Below are 24000 nucleotides of genomic sequence, written 5' to 3'. Positions count from 1 at the left end.
CTAATGGATGCAATTAAGGGGTTTTTTAAGGACCAAGCGCAGAATTTGCGTAGGGAGATCTGGGAGGTAGCGAAAAGCATCGGGGAGCACCCGGAACTTGGCTATCAGGAATTTTTGGCAGTGGATTTACTGAGCAAGTTCTTAACCAGACACGGGTTCAGGGTTGAGCGTGGGCTTGGAGGCATGGAAACGGCATTTCTGGCTTCCTACAAAGGAAAACGCCCCGGGCCGCGCCTTGCATTTTTGGCTGAGTATGATGCTTTACCCGAGGTTGGGCATGGGTGCGGGCATAACTTAATCGGAGCCAGTTCGGCGGGGGCAGCGGTGGTTCTGAGCAAAAGCATTGAACTTCCGGGTGAAGTTTTGGTGGTAGGAACTCCAGCCGAAGAAACCAGCGGCGCTAAGGTGACTTTAGTGGAGAAAGGGGTTTTCAAGGAAATTGACGCGGCGATGATGTTTCATCCCGGAAGTCAAAATGTAGCTGAGATCTCCTCTCTTGCCCTTGATGCCTTGGAGTTTACGTTTGTCGGAAGAGCAGCCCACGCTGTAGCTGCCACTTATTATGGAATTAACGCCCTTGACGGGCTTATTGACTTTTTTATGGCTGTGCGGGAATTGAAAGAGCAAGTTGCGGATGATGTCAGGATTAACGGGATTATTACGGAAGGCGGGGTTGCGCCCAATATTATTCCGGAGAGGGCGGTGGCCAGGTTTTACCTGAGGGCTCCGCGGCGTAAGGATTTGAACGAGCTAACGGAAAAGGTGGTACGCTGTGCCCGGGAAGCGGCTGCTCAGGTATCTGCCGAAGTGAGCTGGCGTAGGTTTGAGTTCTCTTATGATGAGATGTGGACGAATAAGGCCTTGGCTGAGTGTTTCAGTGACAACCTGCGTGAGTTGGGAGTGCGAAAAATCGCCCCTCCGCAAACAGCGATGGGGTCAGTGGATATGGGGAATGTCAGCAGAGTTGTCCCATCCATCCATCCGTACTTAATGCTCGGTTCCGGGACGGAGATACCGCACACGCGCAGTTTCGCCCGTGCCGTTATCTCTGATGAAGGGGAAAGCCTGATGATGTTGGCTGTGCAGGCCTTAGCATTTACAGGCTGGGACGTTTTAACAGATGTCAAACTTTTGCAAAAAGTCAAACGAGAATTGCGTCAGAAAAAGGGCGGCAGGGTCTGAACGGCGAGCAACCCCAAAATTAGAAGGACTGTCCCAGGCTTATCCGGCTTGGGCAGTCCCTTAATTGGCGTTGCCTGTGTTTTGGCTCACTAGTGGGCTCTGATCGTATGTGGTATGGTGTTACGCTCCTCCTACCGGCGGGAACAGAGACAAAGTGTCGCCCGGCTGGAGGGACTGATCTTGATTAGCGTCACGTCCGTTTATGAAGCTAATGGCCACATCTTCCGGTAAAATATCCAGGCTCTGAATTACATCTCTGACGGTAGTGTTGTCGCTTAGTTCGGCTTTGATTTCTTTTTCCTTTCCTTTACGCAGGTCTGCAAAAAGCTTAACCGTTACATCCATATGGGGTCCTCCTTTTTATTTGTTTAGAAGTTGAAAACCTCATCTATTTCCTCGCCGCTGAAATCCCAGGTTGCATTGTGAGGCGGGAGTTCTTCGCTGAAGAATTCCGGCAGGCGATCATCTTTGCTGGTGAAACCGGCGGCCTGGTTAAATTTGCGTTCAGTACGCAGGACGTTTTTCCCGAATTCAAACCAGTCATCGTCCGTCATATTCAAGTCGTATTGAGCATTGATCATGTCGACGATCGCATGAGCCACCTCCGGATAGTCGAGCACGGCGAAAGCTGTGAAGATGCAGAGCCCCGCGCTGTCCAGACTAGCAGTTGCAATCTGGAGCGTGCGCGAGAGTTCGACACTTCCTTCTTTGCGCAACGGATCTACATGTCCTCCGACTTTAAGGATGTTAGCAGTTACCGAGTAGCCGGCTGTATGGTCTGCCCCCATAGGGGTGGTCGCATACGTGATGCCGATTCCTTTAACTGCCCGCGGGTCGTAGGCGGGAATTCCTTGTCCTTTGACGGCAGCGACCCGGGTGACACCGAAAGTTTTGCCGGTTATAACCGAGCCGTTGCCTAATATCCGCCCGAGAGGGGTGCCCTCTTTAATTTCATGCAACAGTTTTAAGACGCCGGGCCCATCTCCGAACGGAAGTACGCCCCCTTCCATCGCGGTCTGCATGGTCACAGCCATTTCAATGGTGTCAATGCCGAAGTCATCGCAGAGATGGTCGGCTTCGGCGATAATGTCGAGATTGTCAATCAGGCAGCCGGCTCCAAAACCCCAAATCGTTTCATATTCAAAGCCGGATGTAAGGTATTTGCCGTCTTTATCATTATAGGTCTGGGAACAGCGGATAACACAACCGATGTGGCAGCCGTGGGTCGGATCCCCTTTTCTTTCCATAATCGTGTCATACATAGATTCCCCGCTGATTTTTTCCGCGCCTTCAAAGCGGCCCATACGGAAGTTCTTGGTCGGCAGCCCGCCCGCTTCATTGAGGATGTTAACCAGGACATCTGTGCCGTATTTCGGCAGGGCTTGCCCGCTGACCGGATGCCGGACAAGCCCCTTATTAAAGATGTTGGCTGCTTCCTTAAACTTGTCTTTGTCTTTAATTTCGACTCCCAGCCCGTCTGTACCATCAAGGGTAATATACTTTATCTGCTTGGACCCCATGACTGCTCCCAGGCCGCCCCGGCCCGCACTGCGGATGTGGCCTTTGGGGTCCTTAACGGAAATGTTGGCGGCTGCCATCAGGTGTTCCCCGGCCTGGCCAATGCTCATAATTCCGGTTTCTTCGCCGTGGCGCTTTGCCAGAGTTTGAATCACTTCATAGTTGCCTTTGCCCAGGAATTCTGTTTCTTCCTTAATTTCTACGCCGTTCTTGTCGACGTGAAGGCTGTAAAACTTAGCTTCTTTAGGCTTCCCTTCAATAATAAGAGCCTTAACACCAAGCTTGGCCAGCCTTTGCGAAGCGCTGCCCCCGGAATTGCTCTCTTTTATCCCTCCGGTTAGAGGGCTTTTGGAGCCGACTGACAGGCGGCCGGAATTCGCCGCCATGGTCCCTGTTAACAGCCCTGGGGCAAAAATCAGCTTGTTTTTGGAACCCAGGGGGTGACAGGTCGGGTCCACTTCCTTGGCTATGATAGCCGAAGTCAGAGCCCGTCCACCTAGGTGTTCCCATTCTTTGGGGATATCCTCAATTTTGAAGGACAAGTCGGACATGTTAACACGGTAAATTTTCACGATTCAGCCACCTTCCGCTCTTTTCTTAATTCAGTCTTGCTTTAGTATTCTAAGAGCGTGGTTCTTATATGCGGAAAAATAAGTGAGCGGTTTGAATTTCATTTGACTTAAAATAACGATACCTCCCTGATAAAATCCATTGAATGTTTATGCGCTTGAATGTATAATTATAAAAAGCAAAAACTAAACTGCTGGGGGACAGACTGAGATGAAAATCGGAATTTTAGGAGCAACAGGCTATACCGGCCAAGAACTCGTACGCTTATTAAAACAACATCCGCAAGCGGAGATCGTATATTTGGGCACATCCAGTGTGGTCGGGCGGCCTTATGCAGAAATATTTCCGCATTTATACGGCCAAGTGCCGTTAGTCCTGGAAGATGAAAAAGAAGTGCCGGATCTCGATGTCCTCTTTTGTGCTTTGCCCCACGGGCTCACGGCGGCACGGACCCAGGAGTTTTTGGACAAAAAGATTAAGGTTATCGACCTGGGAGCGGATTTTCGACTGCGTCAACCGCAAGTTTACGCAGAGTGGTATAAACTCATACACCCGGCTCAGGATTTGATTGAGCAAGCGGTTTATGGTCTGCCTGAGCTTTACCGGGCAGAGATCAAGGGAAAATCCCTGGTGGCGAATCCCGGTTGTTATCCGACAGCAACTTTGTTGGCCTTGGTTCCGCTCTTGCGGGCCAAACTCGTGCGTCCGCAGAGCATCATTGTCGATGCTAAGTCAGGCGTGTCAGGCGCGGGCAGAGGGGCCAATCTTGGCACGCATTATTCGGAAGTAAACGAGAATATTAAAGCGTACGGGGTAGCTCAGCACCGCCATACTCCGGAAATCGAACAGGAACTTTCCCGGGCGGCAGGGCTTGAGGTAAGAATAAACTTCACCCCGCATCTAGTACCCATGATTAGGGGGATTCTTTCAACGATATACGCGGAAGTTCAGCCGGGAGTAGAAGAAGGGGATCTGCATGCATGTTGGCAGCAAAGCTATGAGGGAGAACAATTTGTGCACCTGCTCCCGCCGGGTACCTGGCCGCAGACCAAATTCGCGGCCGGAAGCAACCACGCCTTTCTGCAGCTGACTTTGGATAAACGTACCGGGCGGGCGGTGCTGGTGTCTGTGCTTGATAATTTGATCAAGGGAGCATCCGGACAGGCGATTCAGAATATGAATATTCTTTTCGGGCTGCCGGAAGAGCTGGGGCTTACCGGCACAGGGATGTGGCCTTAAAAAGTGAGATTGAGTCATGTGGCCTGAGAAGACTGAGATAGAGGAGCGTAGGGTAGGATGTCAAGTAAGAGTAAAGCTAAAACTGAGAATTGGACATGGATTACGGGCGGGGTCGCAGCAGCACGCGGGTTTTATGCGGCTGGGGTTCAGGCCGGGGTTAAGTACCGGGATAAATACGATGTGGCTGTTATCCTGTCAGAGGTACCGGCCCAGGCAGCGGGAGTTTTTACCCGCAGTCTGGTTAAAGCGCATCCTGTGCTCTTGAGCCAGCAACGCGTGCAAAGTGGGAGAGCCCAGGCCGTGGTGATGAATAGCGGCAATGCCAATGCTTGTGTGGGCGCGGCGGGAGACAAAGCTGCATCTGAGATGACCGCTAAGACTGCCGCCTGTCTGAAGCTTGAGGCTGAAGATGTCCTCGTTGCTTCGACCGGAGTCATCGGGGTGGAAATGCCGCTGCCGACCGTTCTAAACGGGATTGAAGCGGCCACGGCTGAAGTGGACAAGATGCGGCAGAGTGTTAGGGAAAAGGGGTCTAAGGGCGGAGCCACCGGTGATTATGAGAGCATCTACGACAATGCCCATAAAGCGGCGTTAGCGATCATGACCACAGACACCACAGTTAAAGAGTTTGCCTGTGAATTAGAATGTGAGAGCGGGGTAATCCGCCTGGGGGCGATGGCCAAGGGCTCAGGGATGATTCACCCCAATATGGGCACGATGCTGGGATTTATTACGACAGATGCCCAGGTGCCTACCGCCAAGCTGCAAAGCCTGCTTCAGGAAGCGGTTGATGAGAGCTTTAACATGGTGACTGTAGACGGGGATACCAGCACTAATGACTGCATCTTGTTCCTGGCAAACGGGGAATCCGGGATTGAGCCTGTCGGCCCTGACTGGGACAACTTCAAGGAGATGGTACAAGCACTTACGATTAAGCTGGCGCAGGAGATTGCCCGCGATGGGGAAGGGGCGAGCAAATTTCTTGAGGTCCGGGTGACCGGGGCTAAAACGAAAGAGGATGCGCGCAAGCTTGCGAAGAGTGTCTGTGGTTCGAGCCTGGTTAAGACAGCCGTGTTCGGGGAAGACCCCAACTGGGGCCGGATTTTAGCTGCGATGGGCTATGCGGGTGCCGATTTCGACCCGGCAGAGGCGGATATTTATTTAGGGCAGGTGCAAGTTGCCAAAGGTGGGCGCGGGGTGGATTTCCCCTACGAGCAAGCCAAGCAGGTGCTGGCTCAGAAAGATATTGTGATCGAAGCCAGACTTAACGGCGGCAGTGCCGCCGCAACGGCTTGGGGCTGTGATTTGACGTACGAATATGTGAAGATCAACGGGAGCTATACGACGTAAATAATGAGGTACAGTAGTCAGTAGTCAGTAGTCAGTAGTCAGTAGTCAGAACACCATTAGGGAACGGTTTAAGCATTAAGGATTAGGATAGGGTTAAGTTAGGAGTGAAGAGATGAGCGCGCGCGAGCAAGCTTTAGACCAGGCCCGGGTACTGGTCGAAGCTTTACCGTATATTCAAAAGTTTGCGGGCAAAACCATCGTCATTAAATATGGCGGGCATGCGATGGTCGACCCGGTGCTGAAGGAATCCGTCATGCTCGATGTTTTACTGCTGCGGTCGGTTGGCATCCGCCCTGTGCTGGTCCACGGCGGGGGGCCGGAGATTAATGCCATGCTTAAGAAAGTGGGAAAAGAGAGCCAGTTTATCCGGGGGCTGAGGGTGACAGATGCGGAAACCATGGAAATTGCGGCCATGGTCCTCGTGGGGAAATTGACGACGGAAATCGTCTCCCTCCTGAATCGGTTCGGGGGCCGGGCGGTGGGCTTGTCAGGCAAGGACGCCCAGCTCTTGCAGGCGGTTAAAAAGCCGATGCAACTTAAAAATCAAGACGGGGAAATGGAAGAGATCGACCTTGGCTATGTGGGAGAGATTCAGAAGGTATCTCCGGACATTGTGGAAAGTCTGCTCGACCAGGGTTATATTCCGGTCATTTCACCGGTGGCCGGAGGGGAGCAGGGAGAGACCTACAATATCAATGCGGATACGGCAGCAGGCAAGATTGCGGAAGCCCTCAAGGCTGACAAGTTCCTGCTGCTCACGGATGTGAGCGGAGTCCTAAGGGATGTGAACGATCCTGAATCCCTGATCTCAGTCATCCGGCGTGAAGAAGTTCCTGCTTTAAGCGCGCAAGGTGTTCTAAGCGGGGGAATGCTGCCTAAAGTGGAGTGCTGTGTGGATGCGCTCGCAGGCGGGGTCGGCAGTGTGCATATTCTGGATGGACGGCTGGCGCACGCGATTCTGTTGGAATTATTTACGGACGGCGGGATTGGGACCATGTTTGTGTAAATTATTTTCTGGAGGGGAAATAAGTGTTAGAAAATATAGGGACCGAAGAACTGATTCGCCGCGGGCAGGCGGCCGTGATGAATACCTATGGCAGGCTGCCGATGGCGATTGCCCGGGGAGAAGGAGTCTGGGTCTGGGATCTGGAGGGCAAGCGTTATCTTGACTTTCTTACCGGGATTGCGGTAAACTCACTGGGGCACCGCCATCCGGCTATCGTAGAAGCGGTGCAAAAGCAGGCAGAACTCATTCTTCATACTTCAAATTTATATTGGATCCCGAGCCAGGTGGCCTTGGCAGAAAAGCTGGTGGAGAATTCTTTCGCCGATAAAGTGTTTTTCTGCAACAGCGGAGCTGAAGCCAATGAGGGTGCGATTAAACTGGCGCGCAAGTTTGCTAAGAAGTACTATGGGCCTCACAAATACGAAATTGTGTCTTTGAATAATTCCTTTCACGGGCGCACGCTCGCGACTTTGACCGCGACCGGACAGAAGAAATACCAGGATGGGTTTGATCCTCTGCCTGCCGGTTTTTCTTATGTGGACTTGAATGATGTCGCAGGCTTGGAAGAAAAGGTGAACGAGAACACAGCGGCGATCTTGATTGAGCCCATTCAGGGGGAAGGCGGAGTATATCCGGCCACCTCGGAATTCCTGCGTAAAGCGCGTGAACTCTGTGATCAATACGGAGCCCTCCTGATTTTTGACGAGGTGCAGTGCGGAGTCGGACGCACAGGTAAGCTTTTTGCCTATGAGTGGAACGGAGTTACCCCTGATATTATGACTTTGGCCAAGGCTCTCGGCGGCGGGGTGCCGATCGGGGCTATGCTGGCCACAGACAAAGCGGCCGCAGGGTTTCAGCCCGGCGACCATGCTTCGACCTTTGGGGGCAACCCTTTGGCTACGGCTGTCGGGTGTGCGGTGCTGGAGGTTATGCTGGCTCCAGGATTCCTGGAAGGAGTGCAGGAGCGGGGACAGGATTTCAGCCGCAAGCTGCAGGAGTTGGCAACAAAGTACGGCTTAACTGAAAAAGTACGGGGGAGCGGCCTGATGATCGGGCTTCCGGTCGGAGAAAAAGGGTCGCAAATCGTGGAAAGCTGCCGCCAAAAAGGACTGCTTATTAACTGTGTGGGGGGTAAAACCCTGCGCTTCCTGCCGCCGCTGATTGCCGGCACAGAGGAGATTGACCAGGCCCTGGTGATCTTAGATGAAGTGTTGACGCAAGTTTATAGGGGATAACTAGTGACAAGGCCGTGAACCAAGGATGCATTTTAATCACAACAAGAAAGTTGGAAAATGCACGGGGAGGGAGACTTATAATAATGCAAGCAGCATTGGTCTTGGAAACAGGCAAAATATTCATGGGCGAATCCTTTGGTGCCAGTGGGGAAACCTGGGGCGAAGTTGTTTTTAACACGGGTATGACAGGCTACCAAGAGGTGCTAACTGATCCCTCATACGCGGGCCAAATTGTCTGTATGACTTACCCGCTAATCGGCAACTACGGTGTCAATCATGCAGATAACCAATCTACGAACATTCAGGTGCAGGGGTTTATTGTTAAAGAAGCTGCGCGCGACCCGAATCACTGGCAGTTGGAGAAGAACCTGTCCCGGGCTTTGGCTCAAGCCGGGGTTGTCGGGATCAAAGGGATAGACACAAGGGCGCTTACGCGCCTGATCCGTGAACACGGGGTCTTGAAAGGCGTGATTACCACTGACTTGGAGAACCTGACCGGATTGGTTAAGAAACTGCAGGCTTGGGAAGTGCCCCAAGATGTAGTAGCGCGGGTAAGCACCAAAGAAAGATATGAATTGTCCCCGCTTCCGCTGACACAACAAGCGGGAACGGCCGGGACCGCGCTGCCCGGGGCAAACGTCCCACAGTCAGTGAGCTCTGAGTCGGCAAAGATAGAGAAAAGTGCCGATACGAAAAGGAAAGCGGAACGATTAGCGCCCGACACTGCTGACGAGCCGTATCACGTCGTAGTAATGGATTTCGGGATAAAGGGGAACATCTTGCGTGCGATGCGGGAGAAAGGCTTCCGCTTAACGGTTGTGCCTTACAATACCTCGGTTGATGAAATCTTAGCCCTTAATCCGGATGGAATTTTCCTTTCAAATGGCCCTGGCGACCCCAAGGTAGTTACAGCAGGGATCGAAACCATCAGGGAGTTAATCGGAGAACGCCCTGTTTTCGGGATCTGTCTGGGGCACCAGCTTTTAACTCTGGCCCTGGGAGGGGACACCTACAAGTTAAAGTTTGGGCACAGGGGCGGGAACCAGCCGGTGCAGGATATGCGTACCGCTAAAGTCAATATTACTTCGCAAAACCATGGGTATGCGGTGGGGACTGAGAGTTTGGGAAATACCCCGCTCATCGTGACGCACCGCAACTTGAACGATCAGACGGTGGAAGGGGTGGCACACCGGGAACTGCCCATTTTTTCCGTGCAGTATCATCCGGAAGCCGGGCCCGGACCGAATGATTCCCTCTACCTTTTTGACGAGTTTGCTCAGTTGATGAGCGAAAGGAGGGGTAAGCATGCCTCTTAATCCGGCGTGGAAGAAAATCATGGTGATCGGTTCAGGGCCGATTGTCATCGGACAGGCAGCAGAGTTTGATTACGCCGGAACTCAGGCGTGTAAAGCACTGCGCGAGGTTGGACTCGAAGTAGTCCTGGTCAACAGCAACCCGGCCACCATTATGACGGACAGTCAAATGGCGGATAGGATTTACCTGGAGCCGTTGCTTCCGGAAAGGCTGGACGTGATTATCGCCAAAGAAAAGCCGGATGCGCTGCTTCCCACTCTGGGCGGGCAGACCGGGCTTAATTTGGCCATGGAGTTGGAAAAACAGGGGATTCTTGCCCGTTACGGTGTCGACCTGATCGGGTGTGATGCCGAGACGATTTATAAGGCGGAAGACCGGGAGGCCTTCAAAGAGACGATGCTTACAATCGGGGAACCTGTAGCTGAGAGCGCGATTGTCACCACCTTGGATGAAGGGGACGCTTTTGCGCTTAGCTATGGGTTTCCCGTTATTGTGCGCCCTGCTTATACCCTGGGGGGGACAGGCGGCGGCATCGTCAAGAATGAGAAGCAGCTGCACGAGATTCTGGCGCGCGGGCTGCAGGCCAGCCCGATCGGGCAGTGTTTGCTCGAACGGAGTGTGGCCGGCTGGAAAGAAATCGAATACGAAGTGATGCGTGATGCTGCCGACAACTGCATTACGGTGTGCAACATGGAAAACATCGACCCGGTAGGGATTCACACCGGGGACAGTATCGTCGTCGCGCCCTCTCAGACCTTGACTGATGTCGAGTATCAAATGCTCAGGGCCGCGTCCCTCAAAATTATCCGCACTTTAGGGGTGAACGGGGGCTGCAATGTGCAATACGCCCTAAACCCCAAGAGCCGGGAATATGTAGTCATTGAAGTGAACCCCCGGGTTAGCCGCTCAAGCGCCCTGGCCTCAAAAGCCACCGGTTATCCTATTGCCAAGATGGCAGCTTTGCTGGCGGTAGGCTTTACTTTGCCGGAACTGACGAATCCGGTTACCGGGCACACCAGTGCCTGTTTTGAACCGGCCTTGGACTATGTCGTGGTGAAGTTCCCGCGCTGGCCTTTCGACAAGTTCCCCGCAGCCGACAACCGCCTGGGCACGCAGATGAAGGCCACCGGGGAAGTGATGGCTTTGGAGAGAACATTGGAAGCGGCTTTGCTTAAGGCCGCGCGTTCGCTGGAGGTTGGAACGGTTGGTTTACGGATCGCGGATTCCGGGCGTTGGACGGAGATCGAGATCGAAGACAAGCTGGCCAAGGCTGACCATGAGCGCTTCTTTGCTGTTGCTGAGGCTTTCCGCCGTGATTGGACCATCGCTGAGGTGGAGAACTTGACCTGTATTGACCCTTTTTTCCTGAATAAGATTAGGGACCTCGTCAGTTTGGAACGTGGTTTGCAACAGGGTCCGCTCACTCCTGAACTTCTCCGCTTGGCTAAAACTCAGGGGTTCTCAGACCTGGCCGTTGCCCGCCTGACCGGACACAAAGAAGAAGAGATACGCGCGGAGCGCTTTGCCCTAGGAATTGTACCGGTGTATAAGACGGTAGACACTTGCGCCGCAGAGTTTGCATCTTCTACTCCCTACTATTATTCAAGCTATGAAGAGGAAGACGAGGTCGAAGTGCATACGGGTCCGAAAGTGGTCGTCTTAGGGTCAGGGCCGATCCGGATCGGACAGGGAATCGAATTCGACTACTGTTCCGTGCACGCGCTCTGGGCTTTACAAGAGGCCGGAGTCGAATCCATTATGATTAACAATAACCCGGAGACGGTTTCGACCGACTTTGACACCGGGGATAAACTGTATTTTGAGCCCCTAACCACGGAAGACGTGCTTCATGTCGTCCATAAGGAACAAGCTGACGGAGTCTTGGTCCAGTTCGGCGGACAGACCGCGATCAATCTCGCCGGTCCCTTAAGCCGTGCCGGGGTGCGCATTTTCGGGACTTCGGTGGACGCTATCGACATCGCGGAAGACCGGGAGCGTTTTGCTCAGCTTTTGAGCAGCCTGGGAATCCCGCAATCCGAGGGGCGCGCTGCCATTTCCGTGGATCAAGCGAAAGAGATTGCAGCCGACCTGGGTTTTCCGGTTTTAGTCCGTCCTTCGTATGTGATCGGCGGGCGGGCGATGGAAGTGGTAGAGCGCGTGGAAGAATTGGAAGAGTACCTGCGCCGAGCCATTAATCTCTCCCCGGAACACCCGATCCTGGTTGACAAGTATTTGGAGGGAAAAGAAGTAGAGGTTGATGCGGTCGCGGACGGGGAGAGCACTGTAATTCCCGGGATTATGGAGCATATTGAGCGAGCCGGAGTGCATTCAGGGGACAGCTTTGCAGTCTACCCTCCTCAGAGCCTGACTCCGAATGAAATTATGCAAATTGAGGATTACACCTGCCGCATCGCTGAGGGGATCGGGGTGCGCGGGCTTTTGAATATCCAGTTTGTGGTGGTTCAGGGGAAAGTTTATGTGTTAGAAGTTAACCCGCGTGCCAGCCGTACGGTGCCCATTCTGTCCAAAGTGACCGGAATCCCGCTTGTCAGTCTGGCCGTGCAAGTGGCTCTGGGCACGAAACTCAAGGATTTGGGCTATAAACACGGGCTGGCTCCGGAAGTTCCGTTTGTAGTCGTTAAAGCCCCGGTCTTCTCTTTCGAGAAACTGACCAAGGTCGAAACTTCCCTGGGGCCGGAGATGAAATCGACCGGAGAAGTGTTAGGGATGGATATCCAGTTCGGGCACGCCTTGGCCAAGGCTTTCGCCGCCTCCAATGTGCCGCTGCCGGACTATGGAGATATCCTGGTTACGGTAGCGGAGAAAGACCGCCCGGAAGCCATGACTCTTACACGCCAGCTCGCAAACCTGGGATTCGGGGTTAAAGCTGCGGGAGATACAGCCAAAGCTCTTGCTCTCTGCGGCGTGCAAGTGGAGGAAGTGGAGGAAGTGGGGGAAGGCAGTGAGAAGCTGCAGCAGGCTGTGCGCCGCCGGGAATTCTCCTTTATCCTCAGCACCCCCGCCAAAGGAAAGCCGGAAGAACGCACCGGCTACCTCCTGCGCCGCTTGGCTGCCGAGCACCGCGTGCCCTGCCTCACTTCGATGGATACCGCGCGCGCGGTGGTGCGCGCGCTTCAGGAAATCCGCAGCAACACCCAGCCCCATGCGCTGTCCTTGCAGGAGTATCTGAGTTTGATTAATCCTGTGGCAGCAAGGTAGGAGATAGCAATAAGATAAGGACGGAACGAAACACTAGCTATTCGCATTCTATATGAGCAAAAGCAACCCAATCAGGTTGCTTTGCCTTCATCTGGAGAGAGCCGGGACGAAAGTCCCGGCTCTTCTGGGTCTAAAGACTCATTTCTCAGTAAAAACCCCAAATAATCCAAGTTATGGCATGAATTAAGGGCGATTTGTCAGAATCATATAAGAAGTATCACAATTGGCGAAACTTCGCGGAAATGGGGATAATAATGAAAAAGCTATCATTGTTTGTTAGTTAGTGATAATAACTTTAACGATGCCCTTACGGTAGCTGCATCAGCAGTTTACGAGAATATTCCGATCTTACTGGTTCCCGAGTCTGGTCTAACTATGGCGCAAAAAAGTTTTTGCGACTTGCAGAGTGACGTACTAATTATTGGTAATTTAATCAGTTCTCCAGTAAAATCATACCCTAGGGCTATCGGTATATCCGGGGTAAATATTTATGATACAAACGCTCTTTGGGCATCTTTCTCGAAAAATAAACCGAAGGTTTTCTTAGCTAGGGGTGATGATTATCCTGATGCTTTGGCTGGAGCGCTATTAGCGGGTCAGGTTGATGAATGCCCAATCATTTTTACGTACCCAAATTATTTACCCCAGGAAACAAGTAAGGGTTTAAAAGACATGCCGGAATAGCATCTGAATCAGCAACTGAGCGGGCCAAAATAGAGAAACGGCTTATATCCGGTGCGAATTGGTTTGTCTTTGTCGGTATGTTTTCTTTGCTCAATTCTCTTTTCCATCTTGCCTTTAATTTATCACTAACATTTGTAATCGGTCTTGGTATAAGCCAGATCCTAGATGGAATTGGCCTGGCTTTCGGAGAAAAGGGCAAGTGGGTGGCAGGAATAGTGAGTTATGCGATTACCATGGCATTTTTCGCTTTGGCGGTATTTGCAAGGAAAAAAAGAAGCTGGGCTTACTTAACCGGGATGATTTTGTACGGATTAGATTGTCTGATTCTTTTGGCGGTTAAAGATTATTTCGGGGTGGCTTTCCATATTTTTGTTCTGGTCTGGGTGTATATGGGTTGGCGGGCGCTCCTACAGTTGAAAAAGGCAGAAAAACAAGCCCTAATACAAGGTTGACAAGCTGGTGCCCTGGCTCCTGCGGGAGTTAGAGCATGTGCGAGTGCCGCCCAGAGAATTGTCAAAGAAGGCGGAACAATTATCTGCGCCGCCGAGTGTAGTGACGGCCTGCCCAATCATGGCAACTATGCTAAAATCTTGGAGATGCGCACTACTCCTCAGGAAATCTTGGACCTGATTAATGATCCTTCGTTTTCCATGCTCGATCAGTGGCAGGTTCAGAAGCAAGCCATCATTCAGCTCTGGGCCGATGTCTATGTCTACTCTGCGTTGCCGGAAGAGCAGGTGCGCAAGGCTATGCTTAAGCCATGTGCGGATATCGCACAGACTGTGCAGGAGTTGCGGGCTAACTACGGCCCGGATTGTAAAATTGCGGTGATGCCGCTGGGGCCGTTGACGATTCCGTAGGTGCGGGAGGAAAGTAGGTACATTTGCTTTTCCTAAGATTCTTTAACAGGATATAAGATCAGGAAAGTACAATTTGAGTATTGGGAAAATAGTCTTTTGAAAAAGGCGACAGAACCTCTAACGAATAGGGGTCCTGTCGCTTTCGCTTTCGCTTTCGCTTTCGCTTTCGCTTTCGCTTTCGCTTTCGCTTTCGCTTATACTGTTACGCTACAGTGAATTGTTACATGAAGTCGCTACAGTTTAGTACGTGTATAGGTTGTAGTATGAATATGCCTTGCACTTATAATGAGTGGAATTACTGGATTTTTCCCGTAGAACTTGCTTTTCTCAGAGGCATATTTCTAGCACAGGCTCATTGGCACAAAAATTGCATATAGTCGTTGGCACAAAACTGTTTGCGAATGTTAAGTGATTAGTACAGGATACAGAGTATCGAAGGTAAGAAAGGGGAAGAAAAGTGACGTTAAAGAACGGGGCGGCTTATATTGATAGCCTCCGAACCTTAAAGACGAAGGTCTATGCTATGGGCAAACGAATTGATAATCCCGTCGACAGCCCGCTAATTAGGCCTCACATTAACTCAGCGGCTATGACGTATGAATTGGCCCACAAAGAAGAATTTGAGGACCTAATCCTTGCCACTTCGCATTTGTCCGGAAAAACGATTAATCGGTTTACTCACATTCACCAAAGTTCGGAAGACCTAGTCAAAAAGATAAAAATGCTTCGGATGCTAGCACAACGCACTGGTTCCTGTTTTCAACGTTGTGTTGGTTGGGATGCTTTAAATGCAATCTACAGTGTTACTTATGAGATGGATGCCGAATATGGAACTGAGTATCATCAGCGCCTACGTCACTATCTTCAGTATGTGCAGGAAAATGACCTGATGGTTGCCGGTTCAATGACTGATCCTAAAGGGGATAGGGGGCGTAAACCCAGCCAGCAAAAGGATCCTGACCAGTATGTTCATCTTGTGGATAAAAACAGGGAAGGCATTATCATTCGAGGAGCCAAGGTGCATCAAACCGGGATAGTCAACTCCCACGAGATGGTGGTTATGCCCACTGTCGCTTTGGGTCCGGACGATAAGAACTATGCCGTTGCCTGTGCTATTCCGACAGATGCCAAAGGCGTAATCCACATTTTCGGCCGTCAAACCAACGATGACAGGAAAAATGGCAGGATAGACCAAGGCAATCCTCAATATGGAGTAGTTGGTGGAGAGGCCTTAACAGTTTTGGAAGACGTCTTTGTTCCCTGGGAACGGGTTTTTATGTGCGGCGAATATGCCTTTGCGGGCAAACTGGTTGAACGATTCGCTTCTTATCACCGGCAAAACTACGGCGCTTGCAAGGGTGGGGTAAGCGATATCATTATAGGCGCGACTGCTACGATGGCGGACTACAACGGAACGGCCAATGCCTCCCATGTTAAGGACAAACTTACTGAAATGGTTTATCTTACTGAAAGCGTGTACTGTTGTTCAATTGCTTGCTCTGCTGAGGGAAGGCCTACCGCATCAGGAGCGTTTCTAGTGGACCCGCTGTTGGCCAATATAGTCAAACTGAAAGTTACCCGCAATATCTATGAAATCTGTCGTTTATCCCATGACCTCGCAGGCGGTCTCATTGCTACTCTCCCGTCGGAGCAAGACCTTTACGACCCAGAAATCGGTCGATATGTAAGAAAATATTTTAGCGGTGTAGACACAATTCCACCTGAGAGCAGGATTAAAATGGCCCGCTTAATAGAAAATATGACCGGCGGTACGGCGCTTGTTGAAAGCATGCATGGAGCCGGTTCACCCCAAGCCCAAAGGGTACAGATCTTGCGCCAGGCTAATTTGGAGAACAAAAAACTGTTTGCCAAATGTTTAGCTTGTATCGGGGAAGAGAATTGTTGATCCGGGCCCACTATGATTGACAAAATTGGACTGAAATACTGCGGTAACTGTAATCCGGCCATTAACACCGGTGAATTGGCAGCCAAACTAAAGTGTGAATTTCCAAATAAACAGTTTGTACGTTGGGATGAGGACGGTATCAAAGTTCTCATAGTTTTAAGCGGTTGTGCTAGGGACTGTGCAACTCGTCCACCGTTTACAGGACCGGTCATAGTGGTGGCTGGGCAGACTTTCAATGGTTGGGAAGTTGCATCAAACCAACTACTAAACCGTATTGTTGCCTGTATAGCAGAATTGGACACGAAACAACGGGATGGTGAGGATATTTGACAACGGTAAGTTTCGGTCTAGAGGAAAAAGTAGCGGTTATAACTGGTAGTACCAAAGGTATCGGCTATGAGATCTTACGTGCTTTTGCTGAAGCGGGCACACACACTGTAGTCGTAAGTCGTCATCAGGACGAATGTTTGAAAGTAGCGCAAGAAATAAACAGTCAAGGTCTAAGTGCCTTGGCTGTGCCAGCTGATGTCTCTAACTATGACAGTATTCATAAACTTGTTGACACAGTTTATGAATACTTTGGCCAAATAGATATTTTAGTCAATAACGCTGGGACAGCAGTCACTAAACCGGCTGTGGAGATTAACCCCTCTGAATGGAACAGGGTAATGGATCTTAATCTTAAGGGGCTGTTTTTCTGTAGCCAGGCGGTAGGCAAAAAGATGATGCAGAAGGGGGGATGCAAAATTATCAACGTGGCCTCAATTTTTGGTCTGGTTGGTGAACGAAGTATATTACCATATTGCGTATCAAAAGGGGGGGTGATCCAACTCACGCGGGCCCTTGCTTTGGAGTGGGCCAAATACAATATCCGGGTCAATGCTCTTTGCCCCGGATATGTAAAAACGGAAATGAATTCTGAAGAACTTTCTGACTTACAGTTATATCAGCACATCATTAGAAAAATTCCAATGAGACGGCTTGGTGATGTGAGTGAACTGGTCGGAGCTGCCTTGTATTTAGGTTCAGACCTCTCTAGTTACATGACAGGACAAACGTTAGTTGTTGACGGCGGATGGTTGGCTGAATAAAGGGAAAAATCGAAAGGAGTCGCGTGTTTTGAAAATCGGATCTGAGTATTTAGATAGCCTAAATCAAATGAATTTTAAAGTCTTTATGTTTGGGGAGGAAATAACTGATATAGGGGACAATCCGGTCATCACCCCTTCCCGTAACTCTGTTGCCTTAACTTATGAACTTGCCCACGATCCTCAATGTGAAGAATTAATGACATCGAAATCTCATCTTAGCGGTAAAACAGTAAACCGTTTTACCCATATCCACCAATCCAAGGAAGACTTAATTAAAAAAGTAAATATGTTAAGGCTCTTAGGTCAAAAAACTGGTTCCTGTTTTCAACGCTGTGTGGGTATGGACGCAATGAACGCGATTGCTAGCGTAACCTACGAGATGGATAAGGAACTGGGAACCCAGTACCATAAAAGATTTAATGATTTCTTGGCCTACGTCCAAGAAAATGATTTGGTTTGTGACGGCGCTATGACTGATCCGAAAGGGGACAGGGGTAAGCGCCCCCGCGAGCAACAAGATCCTGACATGTATTTGCGAGTAGTAGATAAATCCGAACAAGGGATAGTTGTGAGGGGGGCCAAGGTCCACCAAACTGGGGCTGTAAATTCTCACGAAATTATTGTGATGCCTACTGTGACGATGGGAGAGGATGAAGCCGAGTACGCAGTATGTTTTGCCCTGCCGGCGGACACGGAAGGTATTTTTTATGTTTACGGACGCCAGTCTTGTGACACCCGCAAGTTAGAAAACGGCCATATTGATGTTGGTAATGCCCGGTATGGGGGACAGGAAGCGGTTGTAATCTTCGATGATGTCTTTGTTCCTTGGGAGCGGGTATTTATGTGCGGGGAGTACCGCTTTAGCGGGAGCATGGTGGAACGTTTTGCGGCCTATCACCGCCAGAGTTATGGCGGATGCAAGGTTGGTGTTGGCGATGTCTTAATCGGAGCGGCCGCTGCGTTGGCTGAATGCCAAGGTACCGCCCGTGCCAGCCACATCAAGGACAAATTGGTGGAAATGGTACACCTTAATGAAACTCTCTACGCCTGCGGAATAGCTTGTTCGGCCAAGGGAAATGCGACTCCTTCAGGCACTTATTTAGTGGACATTTTACTGGCCAATGTATGCAAACAAAACGTGACGCGGTTTCCCTATGAGATAACCCGACTCGCCGAGGATATTGCCGGGGGGCTCATGGTTACCCTTCCTTCGGAAAAAGATTTTTCTCACCCTACCATGGGACCTTACTTGAAAAAGTACCTACAGGGTATTGCGGAAATTTCAACTGAAGAGAGAGTTCGTTTGCTGCGCTTGGTAGAAAACCTTACCTTAGGTACGGCTGCAGTCGGTTATCGGACTGAGTCGATGCACGGTGCCGGCTCTCCCCAAGCACAACGAATTATGATTGGCCGTATGGCTAATCTGGAATATAAGAAGAAACTCGCCAGAGATTTAGCCGGTTTGAAAAGGTAAGGTCTCACTGAAGCGGCAACCAGTTGATTGATGAGAGAAGGGCATCGTGGAAGGTGTGAGTGAATGGACATAAACAGTGTACTTGTGGTTGGAACAGGAACCATGGGTACGGGTATCTCACAATTTTTAGCTGAATCAGGGGTTGAGGTCTATCTTTATGATATCTCAGAAATTCAATTGGCGAAGGGTTATTTGAGTATTACCGAAAGGCTAGAAAAACAAGTCAAGAAGAAAGAATTAACACCTACAGAGCTGGAGCGGATTAGCGGCAGGATTCATTTGCTCAACAATCTTTCCGATGCGTGCGCCTTCGGAATGTTGGTGGAAACAGTAACGGAAAAAATAGAGATAAAAAAACAGGTGCTAGGCGAGTTGTCACGGCTTGTGTCTAATGAAACCATAATAGCTACAAATACGTCCTCTCTTAGTGTGAGCGAAATGGCTAGGGCTGTTACATTACCGGAACGTTTTCTGGGTTTGCATTTTTTTAGTCCGGTCTCCCGTATGCACCTAATCGAAGTAATTCCTTCTCCTTGTACAACCCAGGCGGTAATCGAGCAGGCGGTTAATTTTCTACAACTACTGGGTAAAAAATGTTTAATTGTCAATGAATCCCCGGGTTTTATCGTGAACCGTTTACTGATCACTATGATTAATGAGGCCTGCTATCTACTATCCGAGGGTGTGGGAAAGGCTGAAGACATAGATGAAGCCATGAAGCTAGGTGGGGGTTTAGTTATCGGTCCTTTGGCTTTGGGCGATTTTATTGGGTTAGATGTGTGTTTAGATATATTGGATAACTATCACCGGGAATTTGGTGAAGCAAAGTATCGCCCTTGTCCTTTGCTTCGAAAAATGGTCAGAGCCGGTTATTTAGGACGAAAGACGGGCAAGGGGTTTTTCGTTTATCCAACTTAAGCCTTGCAGGATTATTTAACTGTAGCGGTATGAAACGCTACAATGGGATGGTACAAAAAAGTAACACTTTTGAGCTATAAAGTTCGAAGTCCCATCTCTAAATTCTGATAGAGATTTTGCAATTAAGGGCAAGAAAACCGGAATTTATAACTATTTTAGCGTTCTTTACAGACTTTTTATGTGCCAGATGAGATAAAACACTAAACATTGGTATATGAATTGCATCTTAAACGAAATGAAAGATCATTGACAACAATCGGAAAAGAGGGGAGTCACATGTCAAAAGTGCAGGACCTAATATTGCGGTACCGCACGCGAATTACGCAGAACTCTTATAAATACCTAGGGTGGACGTGCATTTATACTCCGGAAGAGATTATCAGCGCTGCAGGTATGGTCCCATACAATGTGACAGGGGATGAGAAACCTACTCCATTGGCCGATCAGCATTTGCAGGTGAACGTTTGTGGTTTTGCCAGAAGTTGTTTTGAGCGCGGGTTAAGGGGAGACCATTCCTTCATGGAAGGTATAGTAATGGCTAATACCTGTGATACGTTTTGTAAGTTATACGATGTTTGGAGATCCAATGTCCAAATGCCGTTTTTCTATCAACTAAATAATCCGCATATTACTACTCCAAGGGCCCAAAAGTTTTTCCAAACTGAGTTAAGCAAACTGATTGCTGCTTTGGAGGAGAAGTTTGGTGTTGTTATTGACGATGCAGCTCTAAGTCGTGCTGTAAAGGAACACAATTCATATCGTCAATTGCTCCAACAATTGTCGGCATTACGCAAAAGTAAACGGCCCAAGATCAAAGGGTCTGAATTTCTCAGCCTTGTTTTATTTTCAATGACTCTGCCTAAAAAAGAAAGTATTAGTCTTTTACAAGAGGCTTTAGAGTTGTTCGCAACTCAGGAACCATCCTCAAACGACAATGTTAGATTGTTAGTTACCGGCGCGCCCTTAGATGACACCCGTTTATATGAGTTCATGGAGGAAATGGGAGTTGACATTGTATACGATGATACATGTACCGGAGGACGCTATTTCGGGGATTTAATCGATGAAAACTTATCCCCGCTGGAGGCGTTAGCTAAGGGTTACTTGGAAAAAGTACCGTGCCCTTGCATGCATCCTGATGACCGGACTGACCACATCAAAAAACAAATTGAGGATTATAGGGCTGAAGGGGTTATACTTTATAGTCTAAAGTTCTGTGACACACATCTTCACCAGATCCCGGGAATCCAGAAAGATTTAACGAAAGATGGCGTGCCTACCTTGTTTATAGAAAGCGACCATGTTTCTATTGGGGATGGTCAGCTAAAGACTAGAATACAAGCCTTTATCGAAGCAATCAAGAGCAGAAGGTACTAACTAGTGAAAAAGGGGGGGAGTGAGATGTATGCACTTGGAATTGACATTGGTTCGGCAACCACCAAGGTTCTGTTGTTAAGCAACAAAACGGTATCATTTGCTGAGGTTGTCCCGACCCACCCTGACCCAAGTCAAAACATCAAAACAATCGAAAAGATTATCAGCCAACATGGGTTCAAGCTTCAAGATCTTAATGCAGTAACTTCTACCGGTTACGGCCGGGCGAACGTCCCCTTTGCTACCAAGGTGGTCACCGAAATAAGTTGTCATGCCAAGGGAGCACATTATTTATTTCCATCAACGCGCACCATTATTGATATTGGTGGGCAAGACAGTAAAATTATTTGGTTGGATGAAGAGGGTAGAGTCGTAGATTTTCAGATGAATGAAAAATGTGCTGCCGGAACCGGTAGGTTCTTAGAAAATATGGCAAGGGTTTTGAATGTGGATCTTGCGGAAATGGGGAGCTTGTCCGGTACTGCTTGCAGGAAGGTGCAGATTAGCAGCATCTGCACTGTGTTTGCCGAATCAGAGGTTATTTCCCAGATCTCTCAAGGAACCCCCCGGGTCGAGGTAATTGCCGGGCTGCATGATGCCATATCCGACCGAATCTTTGCCATGGCCGGACGTTTGGGTGCCCGCCCTGATATTGTGATGACCGGAGGTGTTGCCAAGAACCAAGGGGTTGTAAAAAGTCTGGAAAAGAAATTTGGCTATTCCATCAATGTGCCGGAAAATCCACAAATTATGGGGGCTTTAGGAGCAGCATTGATCGCCCAAGAAACCATAATGCAAAAAACAGCGAAATAGGAAGGGAGATTTCAGATGTATAAAGAGAAGAGATTCAGCGAAATCCAGGTTGGAGACAAAGAAAGTATAAGGCGTACGATCACGGAAGCGGATATTGTGAATTTTGCGGGGGTCAGTGGCGACTTTAACCCATTGCATACTGATGAGGAATATGCGAAAAATACCATGTTTAAAGGGAAAATAGCCCATGGGTTTTTTACAGCTGCCTTAATCACCAATGTTGTAGGCAACAAGCTTCCCGGCCCTGGTTCTGTCTATCTAAAGCAAGAACTCCGTTTTTTGGCACCTGTACGGCCGGGAGACACCATTGTGGCGACAGCGGAAGTAGTTGAAAAGATAGAGGGGAAACAACGGGTTCGTTTGCGTACCACTTGTACTACTCAAAGTGGGGAATTAGTTCTCGATGGAGAGGCCACTTTGTTAGTCTTAAATAAGTAGGGAGGAATAAGAATGGATGCAGCAGAAAGGCTAGCAAAATGGGACGGGTATTTCAGAAGTTCCGTTTGTGATGTCAAGCCCAATGAGATTCGTATTCGGGGATACGCCCTGCAGGACTTGATGGGGAATTTCAGCTATCCTGAAATCGTTGCTTTAACCTTAAAAGGAGAATTGCCGAGTGAGGGAGAAGCGAAGGTTACCGATGCTATTTTATCCAGTGTGATTAGCCATGGTTTTATAGACAGCTCGGAAGCAATTGCTCGTTTTGTCGCGGCAGGTAATCCCAATCCTATCGCTGCTTGTGCTGCCGGTCTTTTGGGGATCGGTTTCTATCAGGCCGGAGCAACTAGGTATGTAGCTGAGTTTATTAACGAAGCCTTTGCTAAGCTTGAATCTAACGGGGAAAATCTAGCGGATGTTGCTAAGGAAGTTGCCGCAGAGTGTGTGGCCCAGAAACGTCGTATTCCTGGGTTTGGCCATCCCATCCATACGGCTGACCCTAGAGCAATTAGATTGTTTCAACTAGCAGAAAAATACAATGTCATTGGGTTGAAGACCAAACTATATAAAGCTATTCACAGCGAGTTTATGAGTTTGCGCGGCAAGGAAATAGTAATTAACGCCGACGGTGCGGCAGGAGCTCTTTTGGCTGATTTTGGCTATGATCCTTTGCACATGGAGGTTCTGGTTGGTATATCATTCTTGCCGGGCATTCTTGCTAGTACCTTGGAGGAAATGAAGGACGGAGTGCCTTTCCGTATTTTACCCGATGTAATCGCCAAATACACAGGGGTTGCACCGAGGGAAATTCCGACAGATCGGAAAAAAGAGTAAGATTAAGAAGTAACGGAGGTAGGAACATGCGCACAGTATTCTTTACGTCAGAGTTTGAGTTTGGGGAAAAAAGTCTCGTCTCCTTATTAAACCAGCAAGAAAACATCATTGCTGTGGTTATTCCGCCCTTAAAGCCTGAGAACCATCGAGCCGCTATGCTGAAGAAGACAGCCCTTGAGCATAACATCCCAGTGTATGAGTGGAAGAACATTAAAACTCCGGAGGCTTTGGAACAACTTAAGAATTGGCAGGCAGACCTGGCGATTTCTGCCGGTAATAAGAGGTATGTCTTTACCCGCCAAGTGTTAGATTGTTTCCGGCTTGGAGCAGTGAATTACCATTCATCCCTATTACCCAAAAATGGGGGTCAATTCCCTATTAACTGGCAAATATACAAAGGGGAACCGGAGATTGGGATAACCATTCATTATTGCGACGAAGGAATTGACACAGGTGACCTTATTTTACAAGAAGCAGTACCGCTTGGACCGGATGATACCTTTAAGAGTATATATTTTGGTTGCGTACTGCAAAAAAGTGTGGATTTGCTTTCCCAAGCCGTTAGGCTTATCAGGGAAGGAAAGGCCCCGCGCATCGTGCAAGACCTTTCCCAATCTACCTATAATAATCCATTCAGCATCAAAGAAGCTACGATAGACTGGTCCCAGCCCACCCAACAAATATACAACACGATCAGGGCGAGCGATGCATGGCCAGGGGCACAGACCACTTTTCGCGGCGAGACGCTAAAGATTTGGCAGGCCAAGAAGGTAAACAGCACATATCCCTCAGAGCAGCCAGGTACTATTGTCGATGTCTCTGACAAGGGTGTCATAGTGGCAACAATAGACGGAGGGATACTTATAGAGCGACTGCAACTAGGCGATGGGAAAAAAATGATGGCTAAAGAATTTTTGGCTGCAGACAGTATTAAGTTAGGTGAAAAAATAGGCTGACATGAAGCATTTTCTTGCG

Annotated in this window: 22 protein-coding genes; 20 read left to right on the top strand and 2 right to left on the bottom strand. The window is 49.4% G+C overall.

Annotated features, from left to right (window positions below; all coding sequences use genetic code 11):
• The first annotated feature begins 3 nt into the window (after positions 1-3).
• Positions 4-1182, top strand: a complete 1179-nt coding sequence (locus ACYQ2N_RS08145; RefSeq protein WP_459998712.1) for a M20 family metallopeptidase — start codon at positions 4-6, stop codon at positions 1180-1182.
• Between the two features lie 120 nt (positions 1183-1302).
• On the opposite strand, the gene ACYQ2N_RS08140 is transcribed toward ACYQ2N_RS08145, so the two are convergent.
• Together ACYQ2N_RS08140 and ACYQ2N_RS08135 are read right to left on the bottom strand one after the other, a co-directional pair.
• Positions 1303-1527: a MoaD/ThiS family protein gene (locus ACYQ2N_RS08140; protein ID WP_459998711.1), complete on the bottom strand. Its 225-nt coding sequence runs from the start codon at positions 1525-1527 to the stop codon at positions 1303-1305.
• A gap of 23 nt (positions 1528-1550) precedes the next feature.
• Positions 1551-3272, bottom strand: coding sequence for an aldehyde ferredoxin oxidoreductase family protein (locus ACYQ2N_RS08135; RefSeq protein WP_459998710.1), 1722 nt, complete (start codon positions 3270-3272; stop codon positions 1551-1553).
• Between the two features lie 208 nt (positions 3273-3480).
• Between ACYQ2N_RS08135 and argC the strand changes: the two genes are divergently transcribed.
• The 19 genes from argC (at position 3481) to ACYQ2N_RS08040 (ending at position 23981) form a co-directional block, all read left to right on the top strand.
• Positions 3481-4509 (top strand): N-acetyl-gamma-glutamyl-phosphate reductase, encoded by a 1029-nt coding sequence (argC, locus tag ACYQ2N_RS08130; protein ID WP_459998708.1) that lies wholly within the window; start codon positions 3481-3483, stop codon positions 4507-4509.
• Between the two features lie 57 nt (positions 4510-4566).
• Positions 4567-5859, top strand: coding sequence for a bifunctional glutamate N-acetyltransferase/amino-acid acetyltransferase ArgJ (gene argJ, locus ACYQ2N_RS08125; protein WP_459998707.1), 1293 nt, complete (start codon positions 4567-4569; stop codon positions 5857-5859).
• 112 nt (positions 5860-5971) lie between these two features.
• A complete protein-coding gene (gene argB / locus ACYQ2N_RS08120) occupies positions 5972-6865 on the top strand; it encodes an acetylglutamate kinase (protein ID WP_459998706.1) in 894 nt (297 codons plus the stop codon).
• A 23-nt stretch (positions 6866-6888) separates the two neighbouring features.
• On the top strand, positions 6889-8100 hold the full coding sequence (locus tag ACYQ2N_RS08115) for an acetylornithine transaminase (RefSeq protein WP_459998704.1): 1212 nt from the start codon (positions 6889-6891) through the stop codon (positions 8098-8100).
• Between the two features lie 83 nt (positions 8101-8183).
• The gene (gene carA / locus ACYQ2N_RS08110; protein ID WP_459998703.1) at positions 8184-9416 is read left to right on the top strand and encodes a glutamine-hydrolyzing carbamoyl-phosphate synthase small subunit; all 1233 of its coding nucleotides are present in this window, start codon (positions 8184-8186) and stop codon (positions 9414-9416) included.
• Positions 9406-12633 carry a carbamoyl-phosphate synthase large subunit gene (gene carB / locus ACYQ2N_RS08105; RefSeq protein ID WP_459998702.1) on the top strand — a complete coding sequence of 1076 codons (3228 nt, stop codon included), beginning with the start codon at positions 9406-9408 and terminating at the stop codon, positions 12631-12633. Before carA ends, carB begins: the two co-directional genes overlap by 11 nt.
• 273 nt (positions 12634-12906) lie before the next feature.
• Positions 12907-13317, top strand: coding sequence for a cell wall-binding repeat-containing protein (locus ACYQ2N_RS08100; RefSeq protein ID WP_459998700.1), 411 nt, complete (start codon positions 12907-12909; stop codon positions 13315-13317).
• A gap of 215 nt (positions 13318-13532) precedes the next feature.
• Positions 13533-13769, top strand: a complete 237-nt coding sequence (locus ACYQ2N_RS08095) for a hypothetical protein (RefSeq protein WP_459998698.1) — start codon at positions 13533-13535, stop codon at positions 13767-13769.
• A gap of 12 nt (positions 13770-13781) precedes the next feature.
• Positions 13782-14177, top strand: a complete 396-nt coding sequence (locus tag ACYQ2N_RS08090; protein ID WP_460000489.1) for a nickel-dependent lactate racemase family protein — start codon at positions 13782-13784, stop codon at positions 14175-14177.
• A gap of 457 nt (positions 14178-14634) precedes the next feature.
• On the top strand, positions 14635-16083 hold the full coding sequence (locus ACYQ2N_RS08085) for a 4-hydroxyphenylacetate 3-hydroxylase family protein (RefSeq protein WP_459998696.1): 1449 nt from the start codon (positions 14635-14637) through the stop codon (positions 16081-16083).
• 12 nt (positions 16084-16095) lie between these two features.
• A complete protein-coding gene (locus tag ACYQ2N_RS08080) occupies positions 16096-16413 on the top strand; it encodes a hypothetical protein (RefSeq protein WP_459998695.1) in 318 nt (105 codons plus the stop codon).
• Complete coding sequence (locus ACYQ2N_RS08075) at positions 16410-17174, top strand: SDR family NAD(P)-dependent oxidoreductase (protein WP_459998694.1); 765 nt, start codon at positions 16410-16412, stop codon at positions 17172-17174. The genes ACYQ2N_RS08080 and ACYQ2N_RS08075 overlap by 4 nt, the downstream gene beginning before the upstream one ends.
• A gap of 28 nt (positions 17175-17202) precedes the next feature.
• A complete protein-coding gene (locus ACYQ2N_RS08070; RefSeq protein WP_459998693.1) occupies positions 17203-18648 on the top strand; it encodes a 4-hydroxyphenylacetate 3-hydroxylase family protein in 1446 nt (481 codons plus the stop codon).
• Between the two features lie 63 nt (positions 18649-18711).
• Positions 18712-19566, top strand: coding sequence for a 3-hydroxyacyl-CoA dehydrogenase family protein (locus tag ACYQ2N_RS08065; RefSeq protein WP_459998691.1), 855 nt, complete (start codon positions 18712-18714; stop codon positions 19564-19566).
• A 276-nt stretch (positions 19567-19842) separates the two neighbouring features.
• Positions 19843-20943, top strand: a complete 1101-nt coding sequence (locus ACYQ2N_RS08060) for a 2-hydroxyacyl-CoA dehydratase subunit D (protein WP_459998690.1) — start codon at positions 19843-19845, stop codon at positions 20941-20943.
• 24 nt (positions 20944-20967) lie between these two features.
• On the top strand, positions 20968-21753 hold the full coding sequence (locus ACYQ2N_RS08055; protein WP_459998688.1) for an acyl-CoA dehydratase activase: 786 nt from the start codon (positions 20968-20970) through the stop codon (positions 21751-21753).
• A 15-nt stretch (positions 21754-21768) separates the two neighbouring features.
• Positions 21769-22191: a MaoC family dehydratase gene (locus ACYQ2N_RS08050; RefSeq protein WP_459998686.1), complete on the top strand. Its 423-nt coding sequence runs from the start codon at positions 21769-21771 to the stop codon at positions 22189-22191.
• 12 nt (positions 22192-22203) lie between these two features.
• On the top strand, positions 22204-23025 hold the full coding sequence (locus ACYQ2N_RS08045) for a citryl-CoA lyase (RefSeq protein ID WP_459998684.1): 822 nt from the start codon (positions 22204-22206) through the stop codon (positions 23023-23025).
• Between the two features lie 26 nt (positions 23026-23051).
• Positions 23052-23981 carry a methionyl-tRNA formyltransferase gene (locus tag ACYQ2N_RS08040; RefSeq protein ID WP_459998682.1) on the top strand — a complete coding sequence of 310 codons (930 nt, stop codon included), beginning with the start codon at positions 23052-23054 and terminating at the stop codon, positions 23979-23981.
• The last annotated feature ends 19 nt before the right edge of the window (positions 23982-24000 follow it).

The sequence above is a fragment of the Paradesulfitobacterium aromaticivorans genome, assembly GCF_054657415.1.
Note: the sequence above shows the minus strand (reverse complement) of the source record. Positions and strands in the feature narration are given on the sequence as shown.

Excerpts from the sequence above, each read along its gene's own strand:
- carB (WP_459998702.1), top strand. The coding sequence starts at position 9,406 with ATGCCTCTTAATCCGGCGTGGAAGAAAATCATGGTGATCGGTTCAGGG.
- ACYQ2N_RS08080 (WP_459998695.1), top strand. The coding sequence starts at position 16,096 with ATGATTGACAAAATTGGACTGAAATACTGCGGTAACTGTAATCCGGCC.
- ACYQ2N_RS08040 (WP_459998682.1), top strand. The coding sequence starts at position 23,052 with ATGCGCACAGTATTCTTTACGTCAGAGTTTGAGTTTGGGGAAAAAAGT.
- argJ (WP_459998707.1), top strand. The coding sequence starts at position 4,567 with ATGTCAAGTAAGAGTAAAGCTAAAACTGAGAATTGGACATGGATTACG.
- argC (WP_459998708.1), top strand. The coding sequence starts at position 3,481 with ATGAAAATCGGAATTTTAGGAGCAACAGGCTATACCGGCCAAGAACTC.
- carA (WP_459998703.1), top strand. The coding sequence starts at position 8,184 with ATGCAAGCAGCATTGGTCTTGGAAACAGGCAAAATATTCATGGGCGAA.
- ACYQ2N_RS08060 (WP_459998690.1), top strand. The coding sequence starts at position 19,843 with ATGTCAAAAGTGCAGGACCTAATATTGCGGTACCGCACGCGAATTACG.
- argB (WP_459998706.1), top strand. The coding sequence starts at position 5,972 with ATGAGCGCGCGCGAGCAAGCTTTAGACCAGGCCCGGGTACTGGTCGAA.
- ACYQ2N_RS08145 (WP_459998712.1), top strand. The coding sequence starts at position 4 with ATGGATGCAATTAAGGGGTTTTTTAAGGACCAAGCGCAGAATTTGCGT.
- ACYQ2N_RS08050 (WP_459998686.1), top strand. The coding sequence starts at position 21,769 with ATGTATAAAGAGAAGAGATTCAGCGAAATCCAGGTTGGAGACAAAGAA.
- ACYQ2N_RS08065 (WP_459998691.1), top strand. The coding sequence starts at position 18,712 with ATGGACATAAACAGTGTACTTGTGGTTGGAACAGGAACCATGGGTACG.
- ACYQ2N_RS08140 (WP_459998711.1), bottom strand. The coding sequence starts at position 1,527 with ATGGATGTAACGGTTAAGCTTTTTGCAGACCTGCGTAAAGGAAAGGAA.
- ACYQ2N_RS08045 (WP_459998684.1), top strand. The coding sequence starts at position 22,204 with ATGGATGCAGCAGAAAGGCTAGCAAAATGGGACGGGTATTTCAGAAGT.
- ACYQ2N_RS08055 (WP_459998688.1), top strand. The coding sequence starts at position 20,968 with ATGTATGCACTTGGAATTGACATTGGTTCGGCAACCACCAAGGTTCTG.